General features: G+C 63.7%; 18 protein-coding genes and 1 tRNA gene. 11 read left to right on the top strand and 8 right to left on the bottom strand.

The window, feature by feature from the left end:
• A partial coding sequence (locus tag OK351_RS12260; protein ID WP_265159315.1) for a hypothetical protein occupies positions 1–230 on the bottom strand: 230 nt, incomplete at its 3' end.
• Between the two features lie 239 nt (positions 231–469).
• Between OK351_RS12260 and OK351_RS12255 the strand changes: the two genes are divergently transcribed.
• The 3 genes from OK351_RS12255 to OK351_RS12245 all read left to right on the top strand — a co-directional run bounded on the left by OK351_RS12255 (position 470) and on the right by OK351_RS12245 (position 1,576).
• Entirely contained in the window at positions 470–946 is a 477-nt protein-coding gene (locus OK351_RS12255) for a DUF3052 domain-containing protein (protein ID WP_371931435.1), read from the top strand.
• A gap of 3 nt (positions 947–949) precedes the next feature.
• A complete protein-coding gene (locus tag OK351_RS12250; RefSeq protein WP_265159309.1) occupies positions 950–1,393 on the top strand; it encodes a redoxin domain-containing protein in 444 nt (147 codons plus the stop codon).
• Positions 1,394–1,500: 107 nt separating this feature from the next.
• Positions 1,501–1,576 (top strand) — tRNA-Val (locus OK351_RS12245).
• Between the two features lie 423 nt (positions 1,577–1,999).
• Here the strand turns inward: OK351_RS12245 and OK351_RS12240 are convergent.
• Positions 2,000–2,326: a helix-turn-helix domain-containing protein gene (locus tag OK351_RS12240; protein WP_265159308.1), complete on the bottom strand. Its 327-nt coding sequence runs from the start codon at positions 2,324–2,326 to the stop codon at positions 2,000–2,002.
• Between the two features lies 1 nt (position 2,327).
• Entirely contained in the window at positions 2,328–2,621 is a 294-nt protein-coding gene (locus tag OK351_RS12235) for a type II toxin-antitoxin system RelE/ParE family toxin (protein WP_265159330.1), read from the bottom strand.
• Positions 2,622–3,108: 487 nt separating this feature from the next.
• On the opposite strand from OK351_RS12235, the gene OK351_RS12230 reads away from it, so the two are divergent.
• The 8 genes from OK351_RS12230 to OK351_RS12195 all read left to right on the top strand — a co-directional run bounded on the left by OK351_RS12230 (position 3,109) and on the right by OK351_RS12195 (position 9,887).
• The gene (locus tag OK351_RS12230) at positions 3,109–3,327 is read left to right on the top strand and encodes an alpha/beta fold hydrolase (protein WP_265159307.1); all 219 of its coding nucleotides are present in this window, start codon (positions 3,109–3,111) and stop codon (positions 3,325–3,327) included.
• 3 nt (positions 3,328–3,330) lie between these two features.
• Positions 3,331–3,918 carry an alpha/beta fold hydrolase gene (locus OK351_RS12225; RefSeq protein ID WP_306349487.1) on the top strand — a complete coding sequence of 196 codons (588 nt, stop codon included), beginning with the start codon at positions 3,331–3,333 and terminating at the stop codon, positions 3,916–3,918.
• Positions 3,919–3,951: 33 nt separating this feature from the next.
• On the top strand, positions 3,952–5,160 hold the full coding sequence (locus OK351_RS12220; protein WP_265159305.1) for a PucR family transcriptional regulator: 1,209 nt from the start codon (positions 3,952–3,954) through the stop codon (positions 5,158–5,160).
• A gap of 177 nt (positions 5,161–5,337) precedes the next feature.
• Complete coding sequence (locus OK351_RS12215; RefSeq protein ID WP_265159304.1) at positions 5,338–6,258, top strand: ACP S-malonyltransferase; 921 nt, start codon at positions 5,338–5,340, stop codon at positions 6,256–6,258.
• Between the two features lie 49 nt (positions 6,259–6,307).
• A complete protein-coding gene (locus OK351_RS12210) occupies positions 6,308–7,363 on the top strand; it encodes a beta-ketoacyl-ACP synthase III (protein ID WP_265159303.1) in 1,056 nt (351 codons plus the stop codon).
• Positions 7,364–7,489: 126 nt separating this feature from the next.
• Positions 7,490–7,735, top strand: coding sequence for an acyl carrier protein (locus tag OK351_RS12205; RefSeq protein WP_265159302.1), 246 nt, complete (start codon positions 7,490–7,492; stop codon positions 7,733–7,735).
• 180 nt (positions 7,736–7,915) lie between these two features.
• Positions 7,916–9,154, top strand: a complete 1,239-nt coding sequence (locus OK351_RS12200) for a beta-ketoacyl-[acyl-carrier-protein] synthase family protein (protein ID WP_265159301.1) — start codon at positions 7,916–7,918, stop codon at positions 9,152–9,154.
• Positions 9,155–9,311: 157 nt separating this feature from the next.
• The gene (locus OK351_RS12195) at positions 9,312–9,887 is read left to right on the top strand and encodes a dihydrofolate reductase family protein (RefSeq protein ID WP_265159299.1); all 576 of its coding nucleotides are present in this window, start codon (positions 9,312–9,314) and stop codon (positions 9,885–9,887) included.
• Positions 9,888–10,069: 182 nt separating this feature from the next.
• Here OK351_RS12195 and OK351_RS12190 read toward each other — a convergent pair whose 3' ends face one another.
• The 5 genes from OK351_RS12190 to OK351_RS12170 all read right to left on the bottom strand — a co-directional run bounded on the left by OK351_RS12190 (position 10,070) and on the right by OK351_RS12170 (position 14,869).
• Positions 10,070–10,573: a DUF3145 domain-containing protein gene (locus tag OK351_RS12190; RefSeq protein ID WP_265159297.1), complete on the bottom strand. Its 504-nt coding sequence runs from the start codon at positions 10,571–10,573 to the stop codon at positions 10,070–10,072.
• Positions 10,574–10,719: 146 nt separating this feature from the next.
• The gene (locus tag OK351_RS12185; RefSeq protein WP_265159295.1) at positions 10,720–11,712 is read right to left on the bottom strand and encodes a tyrosine recombinase XerC; all 993 of its coding nucleotides are present in this window, start codon (positions 11,710–11,712) and stop codon (positions 10,720–10,722) included.
• 36 nt (positions 11,713–11,748) lie between these two features.
• Entirely contained in the window at positions 11,749–12,972 is a 1,224-nt protein-coding gene (dprA, locus tag OK351_RS12180; protein WP_265159293.1) for a DNA-processing protein DprA, read from the bottom strand.
• A 5-nt stretch (positions 12,973–12,977) separates the two neighbouring features.
• A complete protein-coding gene (locus OK351_RS12175; protein WP_265159291.1) occupies positions 12,978–14,513 on the bottom strand; it encodes a YifB family Mg chelatase-like AAA ATPase in 1,536 nt (511 codons plus the stop codon).
• Positions 14,510–14,869: a YraN family protein gene (locus tag OK351_RS12170; RefSeq protein WP_265159289.1), complete on the bottom strand. Its 360-nt coding sequence runs from the start codon at positions 14,867–14,869 to the stop codon at positions 14,510–14,512. The genes OK351_RS12175 and OK351_RS12170 overlap by 4 nt, the downstream gene beginning before the upstream one ends.
• Positions 14,870–15,265: the final 396 nt, after the last annotated feature.

The following is a 15,265-nucleotide window of genomic DNA, read 5'->3' as shown; positions in this document are numbered from 1 at the left end:
GCCCCGGCCCGCTGCAACAACGACCGGATAATGAACTGGGCCCGCTCGGTCCCCTGCGACTCGATCAACGAATCAAAAGAATCCAACCATTCCTGGGTCTCTTCCGGATCCCGATCAGAGAGCTGATACGTCAGACCACTACGGATCTGGGAGATATGTTCCTCGATAGCCACGGTTACTCCTTTTATTGAAGCGGCTACATGCCGGCGGTGAGTTTCAGACACCGACATGAGTGGGATTACAGACAGGTGCGCACTGGAGTGGCGTGCTTTGTCCGTTCACCTTCAACTCTAGTTCGACTTGTCGTGATTTGTGGACATGATTTCGTCGCCGGAAGCGAAAAATGACCAAAATTGAGTGAGCTATACAACAACGACAAGGTGTATCTTTATAGATGCACCTGACATCGAGATATGTAACACTCGGAGGTCAAGGGAAAATACCGGCGTGTTGTATCGCTAGCGCTTGAATGGGCAGGCAAAAGCGTGTTTCGTTGGTACTAACGCTTTGCACCAGCAGGAGGAATGAAGTGAGCGACGCCGTATCGGCAAATGTGGAACCCGCGAAGAAGTTGGGTTTCAAAGATGAAGACCTGGTCCAGGAATTGGGATATGACGATGACGTGGACTACGACCTTCGTGAGTCCATCGAGGATTTGATTGGCTCTGAACTGCTCACGGAAGAGGACCATGACGTTGTAGATGCCGTGATCTTCTGGTGGCGCGATGGCGACGGGGACCTGGCCGACGCGCTAATGGATGCACTGTCGAACCTTGAGGACAATGGTGTTGTCTGGCTATTGACCCCCAAGCAGGGACGTGATGGCCATGTCGCACCGAGCCTGGTCCAGCAGGATGCGCCTACTGCCGGCTTGCATGTCACCAGCAGCGAAGGCGTCTCCAGGGAGTGGTCCGCTACTCGACTGGTCCAGCGCCGTAAGAACTAATCCATGAATATCGGGGAACACCTCCCGGTGTTCCAACTAGAGAACCAATACGGGGAACGCATCTTGTCGACCGATCTATCGGTTGGCAAGGTGTTCCTTGTTTTCTACCCTTGGGCATTTTCCCGGGTCTGTGGATCCGAACTGGCTCAGTTGCAGGCAAACCTGCAACTATTCCATGACCGCTCGGTGCGCTTGCTAGCAGTATCCGTCGACCACAAGTTCGCGCTACGCTCCTATGCCGAGCAAGAAGGCATCGACTTCGAACTACTGGCGGATTTCTGGCCCCATGGCGGGGTGGCATCACTGCTTGGTGCCTTTGATACCGAACGTGGAGTAGCCCGTCGTGTCAGCCTGTACATCAAGGACGGCATCATCATCCGCGGGTTCGAAACCGGACTGGACCAACCGCGAAGCCTGGAACAATACATTCACGCCATGGAAACCTAGAACCAGCAAGAGAGCCAGATCACTGCGTTGCGATTTGCGCGCATGAACAAAGATCAGTAAAGTTATTCCCTGTTGGCAAGGGATAATCCCTCAGGCCGGCAAGGTTAGGGCCTTTAGCTCAGCTGGTAGAGCGTCACGTTTACACCGTGAATGTCATCGGTTCGATCCCGGTAGGGCCCACCAATAAGTAACCCGCTCTGACTAGTCTGAACAGACTGAACAGAGCGGGTTTTCTGCTGGTTCTGGCGGGTGTCACAAATGACCCAATGAGCGCGTATTAGCACGCTTTGATACGCCTTGTGCGATCCATACACCTAAACAGACCGTACATAACGGGCTCTACGGATAGGCGATGCCTTGCACACCGCCCAGGGGTCGGCACTTTTTTCAATCTTCTTGCCGCGCTCAGCGGGCCGCTGCTACCTCTATATGGGTACTACTGAACACTTTGATCGGCCCCGTGGACGACCCGTGATCTTTGCGTGTGCACTGAGGCAAAGCTTGCCGAAGAAGGCCCGGTTGGCGATGCGCCGCAGGACATCATCGATACTCACCTACAACGTGAATCCGATCACTTGTTGACATTCGACATCGGCAGGTTCTGTTTCAGTCCTTGGACGACAGGACAAGTTTTCGACTGCCGAAGGTAGCTGTGACTTCGAGGTTGCCACCAAGGGCTTCGACGTAGGCCTTCAGCGTGGCGAGGCCGGAGCGCTCGATATCACCGGCTTCGAGGGCGGATATAGTGGGCTGGGTGAGTGCCATGCGGTCGGCGAGTTCCTTCTGGGTCACACCCTGCTCTTCACGGATCTCGCGGAGCCGGTAGGCTCGTTCCTCAGCCCCCATCCGGGCGACATGCTTGGCCACTGCGACTTCGTCGACCGGGCGTTGGGCGCGCACGTCGTTCCACGACACGGTATTGGCATTGCTCATTTCATTCCACCTCACCGTCGAGCCACTCATCGAATCGTTCATCGGCTATCGGGATGTTCTGTTCGTACCATTGCTTCCACCTGCCCGTCTTGTCTCCTGCGACCAACAGAATGGCTCGGCGTTTAGGGTCGAAAGCGAAGAGGATCCTAACCTTGCTGCGTCCGGCAGAACCGGGGCGAAACTCCTTCATGTTGTGGTGGCGAGAGCCTTTAATCCGGTCTGCGGTCAGCCTCCCACGTGCGGGCCACTCGGACTCCAACCGGGATCGCCGCGGCGACCAGATGGTAGGTCTCATCATCGAACTCAAGGACCCACGAAGCCACGTCCTTCCAAAGCCGCACATCCCAGTGCACACTCTCATAATAGACCGTGTACGATATTGCTTTAACTCTATATGCGTCGGGATGCCCAGATCGGCGCGACCAGCACATGGTTGAGACTTCCCCAATGTCGTCGTCAGACACGCCTGCCATCAGGCGTGGACACACCGACTTCCTTGCGGCCAAGTAGTACCCCAGAGGCGATCAGCGACCTGACCCTAGGCCCGTCCATGTACGCCATCCAGGCGTTCAACTCGACTCGAGACACACCACGTGTTCGGGCTTTCGGCAAACCTGGCCGGACCAGACCGGACTGATCGGGAGAAGTAGCTCCCTCGGGTATCCCCGGCGTCCGGAATCGGCCTTTATCCGCTCCCGCCATTGGGCCTACACTGGGCGTCACCCCGGTCGTGGGCGATGGCTCCCGAAACCGGGAGGCCATCCTCCATAGTGGGAGTGAACATGAACCGGATCTACTCGCAGCTGAGCATCTCGGATTCAATCCGACTGGACTACGTGGTTCAGGGGTCATGCCACGCACCAGCCGTACTGTTGCTTCCCGGCCCAACGGATTCCTGGCGCAGCTATCATCCGGGGCTGGATGCACTACCCACCTCGGTGCGAGCCGTGACCATGTCACCTCGGGGACACGGAAATTCGGACAAACCCGCCGACGGCTAGGGCATCCGGGACCTGGCCGCCGACCTGTCCCAGGCGCTGGCGATCCTGGATCTTCAACAACCAGTGCTGGTAGGGCATTCGGGTTCCTGCCTGATGGTTCGCCGACTGGCCCTGGATTCTCCACGCCACGTGGCCGGATTGATCCTGGAAGCCTCCCCCGCCGCCATGGTCGAGCACCCGGCATTTGCCGACTTCGTCACCGGATCGCTGGCGCTGTTGCGTGATCCCATCGATCACGATTTCATTGCGCAATTCGTCCGCAACGGAGCCACCAGCCACGCCGAGACCCGCCGCGCCGAGGAAGAGATCAACGACGTGGCCAAGGTCCCCGCCCACGTCTGGCAGCGGCTGTCCACCGGCATGCTGGAATACGACGACCGCGCCGACCTGCCGCGCATTACCTGCCCGGTGCTGCTCCTCTGGGGTGATGCCGACCCGCTGGTGGATGGCAGCGTACAGCAACGGCGCTCCGCCCTGATGCCCAGGGCGCGACTGGTCATTTTCCCTGGCGCGGGACACAGCCCCCGGCTCGATTCGCCACAACGTTTCGCCGACGAAGTGGCCCACTTCATGTCACAGCTGGACCGTTAAGCTGTTCGCGCCCCAGTGAGTATGCTCTTAACCATGAACGACAAGGCCGAAGCCGTCTCCGCCCGGACCCGGAGCAGCCGTCTGGCCAAGCCCAGCCCGGAGACGATCAAACGGCTCAAATCCCATCTGGGCGTGCTGTCCACGACGGCGCTGAAATACCTGGACCAGTCCCTGCCCTGGTACCGGTCCCTGGAACCCGAGGAACGGGCAGCGCTCGGGTTGGTGGCGCAAAAGGGCATAGCCACCTTCGTGAACTGGTACGAACACCCCGAATCCACCCCGGCCTGGGTGATGACCGACGTCTTCGGCGCCGCCCCCACCGAACTGACCCGGTCGATCAGCCTGCAGAAGGCGCTGGCGCTGCTGCGCACCATCGTGGAAGTCGTCGAGTCCCAGGTCCCGGACATCGTCGCCGAATCCGAGCAGGGGCAGTTGCGCGAGGCGGTGCTGCGCTACTCCCGCGAAGTGGCCTTCGCCGCCGCCGATGTTTACGCCCGGGCCGCCGAAACCCGCGGTGCCTGGGACTCGAGGCTCGAAGCCCATGTGGTGGACGCGGTGCTGCATGGTGAATCGCAGGACTCGCTCTCCAGCCGGATCGCGGCCATCGGCTGGAAGTCCCAGCAGAACATCCGGATCATGGTGGGCACCACCCCGGCTTCCCCCCCGGTGAACTTCGTCTCGGCCCTGCGCCGGGTGGCCGTGCGCTTCGGACGGGACTCACTCATCGGCATCCTGGGCGACCGGGCGATCCTGATGCTCTCGGACACCCGTTTCGAGGACACGGACCTTTCGCGTTTCGTCAAGCTCTTCGGCCCGGGCCCGGTGGTGTACTCGCCACTGGCTCCCACCGTGAAGGAAATGCACTACGGTGCCGCCGCGGCGATGGCCGGCTATTCCGCGGCGGCCGGCTGGCCCGAGGCCGAGCAACCCGTGGCGGCCGACGACCTGTTGCCCGAACGCGTGGTCAACGGGGATCCGCTGGCCGCCGACGCCCTCTATGAGCGGGTCTACCAGCCGTTGCAGCAGGCCAGCAACGCACTGACCGAAACCCTGGCCAGCTACCTGGCCCTGGGGCATTCGCTGGAGGGCACCGCACGTGAGCTCTTCGTACATGCCAATACGGTGCGCTACCGGATGAAGCGGGTTAGCGAGGTCACCGGGTGGGATCCGCTGGTCCCCAGGGATGCCTTCGTGCTGCAAACCGCGCTACTGGTCGGACGCCTGCGCGAGGCCCGCGGCTAGTGCTCCCGAGACGGTTTTTGGAGGGTGCGCACAGTATGCTGGAACACAAAGACGTGGTTTGATGGGGTTTTCTCGACAGCCCGACGGAGATCTTTGTAGAATTCCTACAAAGAGGTGCCGCGAGCTTGGTACTGAAATAATGAGCGAAACCCTCCCCTTATTTGGAAAGCTGGAAGAGTGCTAGCAATTGTATGCCCGGGACAGGGCTCCCAGACCCCAGGATTCTTGACCGACTGGCTTGACGTGGCCGGTGTACGCGAGCACCTGGGGGAGCTTTCCGAACTGACCGGACGCGACCTCGTGGCCCACGGGACCATCTCCGATGAGGAGACCATCAAGGACACCGCGGTGGCCCAGCCACTGATCGTGGCCGCCGGCTTGGTGACCGCCCGGGCACTGTTCGGTGCGCAGCTGCCGGCCAACTCAGTGCTGGCCGGCCACTCGGTCGGTGAGATCACCGCCTCCGCGCTGGCTGGCGCCCTGGGCGAAGCCGATGCAATGGCCTTCGTGCGCGAACGCGCCAACGCCATGGCCCAGGCCGCCGCCGTACAACCCACCGGGATGGCCGCGGTACTGGGCGGGGATGCCGACGAGGTACTCTCCGCGATCGAGGCCGCCGGGCTGACCCCGGCCAATATCAACGGCGGGGGCCAGGTGGTCGCCGCCGGCACCATCGAGCAGATCGAGGCGTTCACCTCCAACCCGCCGGCCAAGGCCCGGGTGATCCCGTTGAAGGTCGCCGGCGCCTTCCACACCGCGCATATGGCTCCGGCCGTGGGCGTGCTGGAGGAACTCTCCGGCTCACTGGCCCCGCAGGACCCGGTACGTCCGCTGCTGTCGAACTACGACGGCCAGGCCGTGACCGATGGCGCTGCGAACCTTGAGTCCCTGGTGGCACAGGTTTCCCGTCCGGTGCGCTGGGACCAGTGCATGGACCAGCTGGCAGGCCTGGGAGTCACCGGCCTGCTGGAGCTGGCCCCGGCCGGCACCCTGGTGGGTCTGGCCCGCCGCGGCCTGAAGGGTGTGAAGACCCTGGCTGTCAAGACCCCGGCCGATCTGGAGGCCGCGAAGGCCTTCATCGCCGAACACACCGCCTAGCCCACCCACGCCCCACCCGCGAGGCACGGATTCAAGGAAAGAAGCAACCATGAGCGCCGTACTGAACCAACTCACGCCCAATGCCCACAGCCGCATCCTGGGCACCGGCTCCTATCGTCCGGACGTGGTGGTCACCAACGAGGATGTCTGCCAGTGGATCGATTCCTCCGACGAGTGGATCCAGCAGCGCACCGGCATCGTCACCCGCCACCGGGCCGATGAGAACACCTCACTGCTGGACATGTGCGAAAATGCCGGACGCTCGGCGATCAGCGACGCCGGGCTGGAACCGGATCAGATCGGCGCGGTCATCGTCGCCACGGTGACCTTCCCGCACGCCACCCCCTCGGCCGCGGCCGCGGTGGCCGACCGGCTGGGGCTGACCCCGGCCCCGGCCTACGACATCTCCGCGGCCTGCGCCGGCTACTGCTACGCGGTGGCCCAGGCCGACGCCCTGGTGCGCGCCGGGCTGGCGCAGAACGTGCTGGTCATCGGCGCGGAGAAGCTCTCCGACTACATCGACAACCACGAGCGCACCATCTCCTTCCTGCTCGGCGACGGTGCCGGCGCGGTGGTGGTGGGGGCCAGCGACACCCCCGGCATCTCCCCCTCGGTGTGGGGTTCGGATGGCGGGAAGTGGTCCGCCATCGGGATGACGCACTCGCAGCTGGAACTGCGCGATGTGGTGCTGGACGCCGAACAGGCCACCGCGGGCGATTCGGTCATGGCCTCCAGCGAGGCCAAGCTGTGGCCCACCCTGCGCCAGGACGGGCAGACCGTCTTCCGCTGGGCCGTGTGGGAAATGGCCAAGATGGCCCGCAAGGCCCTGGAGGACGCCGGGATCCAGGCCTCCGACCTGGCCGCCTTCCTGCCGCACCAGGCGAATATGCGCATCATCGACGAGATGGTCAAGCAGCTGAAACTGCCCGAGTCGGTGCTGGTGGCCCGGGATATCGCGGAGAACGGGAACACCTCCTCGGCCTCCATCCCGATGGCGATGGACCGGCTGCGCCGCGAACACCCGGAGGTCTCCGGCGGGCTGGCCCTGCAAATCGGATTCGGTGCCGGGCTTGTCTTCGGCGCCCAGGTCGTCCTCCTGCCATAAACTAAACACTTGACGGCGCAGTGAAATTTTCACCAAGCCGGGCGTACCCCTCCTCCCCGTGCGGGAAGGAATCGCGCCCAGATCATCGTCGGTATCACCGGCACAACACAAGAAAAGGAGCCATCCATGGCTAGCAACGAAGAAATCCTGGCGGGCCTCGCCGAAATCGTCAACGAAGAAACCGGCCTGGACGAAGCAGACGTGCAGCTGGACAAGTCCTTCACCGAGGACCTGGACATCGACTCGATCTCGATGATGACCATCGTGGTCAACGCCGAGGAGAAGTTCGACGTGAAGATCCCGGACGAGGAAGTCAAGAACCTCAAGACCGTCGGCGACGCCGTCAGCTTCATCGTTTCGGCCCAGGGCTAAGCACCCGGCCTTCCGGGACCGGAGATCCGGCCCCGGAGAACACCCCGAAGCCTGCATGGTCCGGCGGCATAGTTGCAACCTGCCGGACCATGCGCTTCACCGTGCGGATCCCGCACCGGTGGGACGCCCAGGCGCCCACCACCCCAAGATTTTGATTCCCGCCCAGTAGAGAGTTAGACGATGGCGCGCAAAGTAGTGATCACCGGTCTCGGAGCCACCACCCCGATCGGTGGAGATGTCCCCACCCTGTGGGCCAACGCCCTGAAGGGTGTATCCGGAGCAGCCACCTTGACCGACGAATGGGTGGAGGAATTCCAGCTTCCGGTGACCTTCGCAGCCCGGGCCTCGAACCCAGCCAGCGAGACCCTGTCCCGCGTGGAGATGAAGCGCATGGACCCGTCCACGCAGTTCGCCGTGGTGGCTTCCCGCGAAGCCTGGAAGGACTCGGGCATCGAGGAGGTGGACAAGGACCGCCTGTCGGTGGCCTTCGCCACCGGCATCGGCGGGGTGTGGACCCTGCTGGACGCCTGGGACACCCTCAAGGCCAAGGGCCCGCGCCGCGTGCTTCCGATGACCGTGCCGATGCTGATGCCCAATGGGCCGGCCGCCGCGGTCTCCCTGGACCTGGGCGCCAAGGGCGGGGCACATACCCCGGTCTCCGCCTGCGCCTCGGGCACCGAGGCCATGCATGTGGGACTGGATCTGATCCGCTCGGGCAAGGCCGACGTGGTGATGGTCGGTGGCGCCGAAGCGGCCATCCACCCGATGCCGATCGCCGCCTTCGCCTCGATGCAGGCGTTGAGCAAGCGCAATGACAACCCGGCCGGGGCCTCTCGGCCCTACGATGTGGACCGCGACGGCTTCGTGATGGGCGAAGGCGCCGGTGCCTTGGTACTGGAAGCCGAGGAGCATGCCCTGGCCCGCGGGGCGCGTATCTACGCAGAGCTGGCCGGGTCCTCGGTCACCGCCGACGCCCACCACATCACCGCCCCGGACCCGGAGGGCCTGGGTGCCACTCGTGCGTTGAAGGCCGCCATGTTCGACGGGCGGATCCAGCCCGAGGATGTCGTGCACGTCAACGCGCACGCCACCTCCACCCCGGTGGGCGACGTGCCGGAGTACACCGCACTGCGTGCCGCCCTGGGCGACGCGCTCGATGACGTGTGGGTCTCGGCCACCAAATCGCAAATGGGCCACCTGCTCGGTGCCTCCGGCGCCGTGGAGTCGGTGCTGACCACCCTGGCCATCTACAACCGCACCACCCCGGTGACCATCAACCTGGAGAACCAGGATCCGCAGATCCCGCTCAAGGTCGTCACCGGTGAGCCCAAGGAGCTGCGCGAGGGATCGATCGTCGCGCTGAACAACTCCTTCGGTTTCGGCGGGCACAATGCCGTGGTGGCCATCCGCAGCATCTAGGTTCCGCACCTAACTTCCTGTGGCGGCAGCCCCCGCATTACCGGTGGGGGCTGCCGCCACAGACCCGGTTAAGCCCGTCGATGCCCCGCGAACCCTTTGCAAGCACAGCCCGTCACGGTAGCTTGGAGGAAACCGAAGAGTCTGCGGAAGGCACACCATGCGCACCCTGATCGTCACGGCATTCATCTCCCTGGACGGCGTCGCGGAGGCTCCGGGAGGCGAGGAGGGCTACCGCAATACCGGCTGGACCTTCACCGAGGTTGAACACCTCGATGCCGTCTACGAGCTCAAGGCCAGCGAACAGTCCGAATCCACCGGCATGCTGCTGGGCCGCAAATCCTATGACTCCTTCAGCGCCGTCTGGCCGGATATGGACGAGGAATTCGCCGATTACAACGACCAGCCCAAATTCGTGGTCTCCAGCACGCTACAGGAACGGGACCTGCACCCCGGGTGGGGTCAGACCAGTATCCTGCGCTCCATGGCCGATGTGGCCCGGCTGCGTGCTTCGGACGGCGGGCCGATCACCGTCCATGGCAGCCTGGAACTGGTTCACTGCCTGCAGGAGCACAAACTGGTGGACCGCTATCACCTGCTGGTTTTCCCGTTGCTGCTTGGAGAAGGCCGGCGGCTGTTCAGCAGCGCCGAACTGCCGACCCAAAAACTGGATCTGGTTGAGTCCGAGTCTTATGCCAACGGGGTCCAGAAAATGGTCTTCGACGTGGTGCGTTAGCACGGGCGGAGCACCAGCCCTACTACGCCGGCCCTGGCCTGGAGCCCGTGGCTACCTGGATTGCCGGGCAGAGCAAAGGGGCCCGGTGGGGCCCCTTCACCTATTGTGGTAACACCCCGCACCATGTGGGGCATCAACCGAGTGGCTCGTGACAACTCACTCGGAGACTTGATGACTATTGGCTAAACCACCTGGTTGAGCCAGCGCACAGGAGCTCCTTCACCTGCATGGCGGAAGGGTTCCAGTTCCTCGTCCCAGGCTTCGCCCAACGCGATGGACATTTCCTGGTAGAACACCGAAGGGTTGCCATCGCCCTTCTCATACGCCCAACGGATACGGTCCTCGCTAACCATGATGTTGCCGGCGGTGTCGACGGTGGCATGGAAGATCCCGAGCTCGGGGGTGAAGGACCAGCGGCTGCCATCGCAGCCGCGGCTGGGTTCCTCGGTGATTTCGAAGCGGAGGTGTTGCCAGCCGCGCATGGCCGAGGCGAGAATCGCCCCGGTTCCCTGTGGGGCATTCCACTGCATTTCTGCGCGACGAAGCCCGGGTGCGGCTTCCTGCTCGGTCCAGTCCAATTTCACTGGACGTTCGAGCACCGACCCGATGGCCCACTCCAGATGCGGGCATAGCGCAGCAGGGGCCGAGTGAATGAATACTACTCCCCTGGTTATCGACGCAGACATGCCATCCTCCGTTATCGTGTTGATCGTCTTCCCCTACGTCAACCACAACAGAATCCAGCTCGCTGAGCGATGTACTCCTATCTTGCCTGACAACGGGGTGCTTTCGCCAGCTGAAAGGGGATTTGCCCCAAACATTGGGTGAATGTTCAGGCTCGCGGATGGGCCTGCCGATAGCTCTGGCGCAAGCGGTCCACCGATACATGGGTATACAGCTGGGTGGTGGCCAGTGAGGAGTGGCCCAGGAACTCCTGCACGGCGCGCAGGTCCGCACCGCCATCCAGCAGGTGGGTGGCCACCGTATGGCGCAATGCGTGCGGTCCGCTGGCAGCCGTGTCCCCCAGCTTGTGCAGGGCCTTGGCGATCACATCGCGGGCCTGACGCACGTTCAACCGTCCGCCCCGGACTCCCAGCAACAAGGCACGGTCGCTGGCGTCGGTGGCCAGCACCGGACGCGCATGGTCCAACCACAGTTGCAGCGCGCGTTGCGCCGGCAATCCGAACGGCACCATCCGTTCCTTATTTCCCTTGCCCAGCACGCGCAGGGCACGGCGCTCGAAATCCACGTCCGCCACATCCAGTGTCACCAGCTCGCTGATACGTAGCCCACTGGCGTAGAGGATCTCGCCGATGACCTGGTTGCGTACCGCCACGGCGGCCTCGCGTTCGCTGGGCAGGTCAGCTGCGCCGCCGGATTCTGCGCGGGCAACGGGTTGCGGGATCTTGATGTCCCGAAGTAGTCGTTCGACCTGGCTTGGCTGCAATACCTGCGGCAGCCGGCGTTCCTTCTTGGGCGCCTGCAGACGCAGGGCCGGATCCTCGTCGAGGAGCTTCTCACGCAACGTCCAGGCGAAGAAATTCTTCGCGGCCGAGATCTTCCGGGCCATGCTGGTTCGACCCAGCCCCGCATCCTGCAAGTGCCCCAGCCAACCGCGCAGGTGCTCGATGCGCACCTGATCAAGCCCAGCCGCGCTCCGGCCGGCCAGATAGCCCAGTAGCGAGCGCAGATCCGATTCGTAGGCACGCACCGTATTCTCGCTGCGGCCACGCTGGTACAGCAGGTAGCCCAGGTAGTCCTCCAGCACCTGCAACTGCTCCGGGCCGATCTCCGGTGTACCGCTATCGGGGTGTCTCGTACTCATCACCTTCAATCTACCGTGTTGTACCACGTGTGCGGCTCAGAGCCCCACCCTTTTCCACCCGCTGTCTTCGGCCGTCGCCTGCCCCCGGTGCTGCAACACATGCAGTGCCCGCAGGGTTTGCATGGCCGGCACGCCGCTACGGGCGCAGAGCTCATCGACCACCGCGCATCTGGTGCGCGAAAGCACGTCCAGGATCAGGGCCTGTTCGGAGCTGAGCCCGTCGGTGGCCCGTGCGGCCTGCGGGACCAGTTGCGGTTGGGCATCCTGCACGAGAACCCCGGGCAGCAGTTCAAGGGCATCCTGGACATTGGTGATCAGCCCGGCCTCCCCCGCACGCAGCAGCCGGTGGGTTCCCACGGAGTTCGGGGAGAAGACGCTTCCGGGGATCACCGCCACCTCCCGGCCCAGTTCCACCGCCTGCCGGGCGGTGTTCAGCGCGCCGGAACGGAATCGGGCCTCGGTGACCACAATCAGGTGGCAAAACGCCGCGATTAGCCGATTCCGATTCAGGAACCTGAAACGTGCCGGAGTGGTTCCCGGGGGAGCTTCCGAGAGCAGCACCCCACGGTCGATGACCTGGTTGAGCAGGGCGCTGTTTCCCGCCGGGTATAGCCGATCCAAGCCGCCGGCCAGGAAAGCGATGGTCGGGGCAGCCGACAGGTCACTCACCTCGGCCTGCAGCGCCGCATGGTGGGCTGCGGCATCGACTCCGTAGGCACCGCCACTGACGATGCACACGCCGCGCTGGGCCAGCCCGAGTGCCAGTTCACGGGTGACCTGGTTGCCGTAGTCGCTGCTGTCCCGTGACCCGACGATGCCGACGTTGCGCCCGAGCTGCTGGCCGGCCAGCCGTTGCGGATTGCTGCTGCGCCACCACAGGCACAGGGGTGCACCCAGTCCCAGGTCGTCGAGTTGTGACGGCCAGAGATCGCTCTGCGGGGTGAGGATTCCCCCACCGACGCGGCCGATGCCATCAAGCAAGGACTGCGGATCCGGAGCGTACGCTATCCGGCGGCGCCAGCGCTTGAGTGCCGTCGTGAAGTTGATCTGGTTCCCCGCCGACGGGCAGATGCCCAATTCCTCGCTGACCTGCAGGTCCAGGTCCGCCGGGTACCAGTCCGGTCGGTGGATCAGTTTCAGTAGCTCCTCGGCGCCGATCAACTTCATCAGCGCCCCGGCCACGTAGTCATTGGCTTCGATCAGGAAGCTCAGCTGGGTGTAGAGACGTTCACGCGAATCGGGGGCAGTCGAGAGTACCATGATGCTCAGCTTTCGATGTTCTGCCGCAGGTACACGGCCAGGTCCAGGTCTTCGGTGGTGGGTGCGGGGTGCTGGTTCAGATCCGAAATACTCCAGGCCACGCGCAATACGCGGTCGATGCCGCGCGCCGAGAGTTCGGCCCGGACAGCCAGATTCCGCAGGTGGCCCATCGTTCCCGGGGCGTAATCCAGCTGGTGGCGCAGAATGCTGCCGGGCACCCCGGCATTGCAGCTGATCCCCCATGCCGCCAGACGGCCCCGAGTGCGTTCACGCGCCGCCAGGACACGGGCACGCACCTGGGAACTGGGCTCGTTGCGTTGCCTGCCAAGGATCTGGCTGGCCGACACCGGGGTGATCGCCAGCTGCAGGTCGATCCGGTCCAGGATCGGACCGGAGAGCCTGGTGAAATATCGCCGGCGTTGCATCGGTGTGCAGTCGCAGCCGCTCCCGCTACCGTAATTGCGTCCGCAGGGGCAGGGGTTGGCGGCCAGCACCAGCTGGAACCGGGCCGGCAGCCTGGCGTTGATCCGGGCGCGGGCCACGCAGACCTCCCCGTCCTCCAGCGGTTGGCGCAGCGCGTCGAGCACCCCGGAGGAGAATTCCGGGGCCTCGTCGAGGAACAGTATGCCGCGGTGCGCGCGGGTCACCGCCCCGAGCTTCACCTGCCGCGTGCCTCCGCCGAGCAACGAGGCTGTTGATGAGGTATGGTGCGGGGCGATGAACGGCGGCTGGCTGTCCAACCCGGTGACCGGTGCCGGCCCGTTCGCGGTCAGCGAGCGGATGGCAGCCACCTCCAGCGCGTGCTGGGCCTCCAGCGGGGGTAGGATCCCGGGCAGGCACCTGGCCAGCAGTGTTTTGCCGGCTCCGGCCGGGCCGGTCATCAGCAGGTGGTGACCTCCTACCGCGGCCACTTCCAACGCCCAACGGGCTTCGTGCTGCCCATTGACCTCGGCCAGGTCCGGGGGTGGTGGTATCGGCGGCGCCTGGTCCTCGGTACGGGCGGCATGTCGCAGGCTCGGACGCAGTCTTTCAGCCGGTGCCCCGAAGAGTTCGAGCACCTGGGTCAGGTGGGCGGCGGAGCGCACTTGCGCCCCGGGAACCAGGTTGGCTTCGGCCTCGTTGGCCTGGCTGACCAGGAAGCTGGTGGCCCCGGCGGCCATTGCCACCAACATGGCCGGCAGGATCCCGGGGATGGGTCGCAGGCTGCCATCCAAACCCAGTTCGGCCAGGTACACGGTCCGGGCGCAGGGCCTGATCTGCTGGTCGGCGCCGAGCGCGGCCAACACAATGGCCAGGTCGAACCCGGATCCGTATTTCTGCACGGTGGCAGGTGAGAGGTTCACGGTGAGTTTGCGGTTTGCCAGCGGGATCCCACAATTGCGGGCCGCTGATTTGATGCGCTCCCGGGCCTCGCGCAGGGACGCGTCGGGCAACCCCAGGATGATGAATCCGGGGATACCCGATCCAAGGTCGGCCTCGACCTCCACCAAGGTCCCGCCCAGTCCGTCCAGCCCGACGCAACGGGTTCTGGCAAGCGTCATGATCCCACCTGCCGGTGATGCTCGATCCGCCAGCCAACGTTCTCCTTGTAGATGCAGAGCACATCCACTCTGACCTGCATGGTCATGAGGTTGTTTTCCCTCGCCCACTGCCGGATCAGCCGATGGATTCTCCGGAATTTCGCGGCGTTAATCGCCTCGAATGCCGTCCCGAATTTGTCACTGGTCCGGGTCTTGACTTCCACCGCTATTAGCTGCTCCCCGGCTACCGAAATCAGGTCCAATTCCCCCGTACTCGTACGCCAATTCCTAGCCAATATCCGGTGTCCGATGCCGGATAAATATTCGGCGGCCACCTCCTCGCCGGCCCGTCCCAAGCGCTGTTTGTGCTGCCCCATGTCCCAACCCCTACCTGAATTCCGCATTTATCCCGCCAGTATCGCCAGTGAATTCAGGGCTCGAACGCTGATTTGGGCGCTTTGTGGACAGCGACGCATAACATTTTCATAACTTCGCCGATACCCCCGGGATCATGCGGCAAATTCGCCCTAGACTTGGAGCAATTCTGAGAGGATTGATGCGTGTGAATGTGAGAACCGACCGCCGGTGTTGTTAGGCTGGGATTCCGGCGGCGACGCGTCCGACACGACCGCCAGCAAAGAAACCAAGGACCACACGCGGTCTAGAAGTTGCTCCTTTGGATCGCGTCAGCCAGGATGAACACTCGCTACCAGTTCCGTTCGGCTACGAGTCGAGCGCCAAAAATCCTGCCGGTCCGCTACCGGCCCGTACCG

Origin of the sequence: Glutamicibacter sp. MNS18 (genome assembly GCF_026107515.2) — a bacterium.
Classification (GTDB): Bacteria; Actinomycetota; Actinomycetes; order Actinomycetales; family Micrococcaceae; genus Glutamicibacter.
The sequence above is the reverse complement of the archived record's forward strand: the minus strand, read 5'-3'. Positions and strand labels throughout refer to the sequence as shown.